Here is a 573-nt window from a genome sequence, read left to right as displayed (position 1 = left end):
ACTACCTCCTTTTCAATGCTGATCTAATAAAACCCCTGAGACGCGGTGCTGTTCCGATAAAAATGGTTCCGGTCTGATACGCCTTGGTGCGAAGTTCGCCCGGCAGGCGCTGGGTTGGGAGGCTGCACGCCAGAACTGCCGAGCCTTGATGAAGGCTCTCGAATAGATCCAAGCCTATCTACGACACTCGCTTTTGTTGGCCACAGCCATTCCCTGCTTGAGGCTGGCGAGCATTGATGGTGCTCAGGCTGCCTCGCAAGCCATCGCGGGGTGCCGCCTACGATTTCACGGCAGTCATCTCCCGCTCCATTTCCACCTCGGCCTCCAGGCTCGCGGTGTCGCGGAAGATCGAGGCGACGGCCAGCGTGCGGCCGTCGCGCTTGAAGCGCAGCAGGCAGTCCCTGGCACCGATGTCGCCATCGACCGCGATCTCGTCCCACTTTTCGGCATGGCCGACATAGTTGATGGGAACATCGTAATGCTGGCTCCAGAAGAACGGCACCGCTTCGAATTTCTCGCGCCGGCCGAGCATGTTGAGCGCCGCGGTTCGCCCCTGCCGCTCGGCAACCACCC

The 573-nt window shown here is 60.9% G+C and carries 1 protein-coding gene; it reads right to left on the bottom strand.

The window, feature by feature from the left end:
• Positions 1-277: 277 nt before the first annotated feature.
• Positions 278-573, bottom strand: a 296-nt coding sequence (locus tag EN781_RS33770) for an oxidoreductase C-terminal domain-containing protein (RefSeq protein WP_281034427.1), incomplete at its 5' end; no start/stop codon positions are given.

Source organism: Mesorhizobium sp. M4A.F.Ca.ET.090.04.2.1, assembly GCF_003999085.1.
GTDB lineage: Bacteria > Pseudomonadota > Alphaproteobacteria > Rhizobiales > Rhizobiaceae > Mesorhizobium.
The sequence above is the reverse complement of the archived record's forward strand: the minus strand, read 5'-3'. Positions and strand labels throughout refer to the sequence as shown.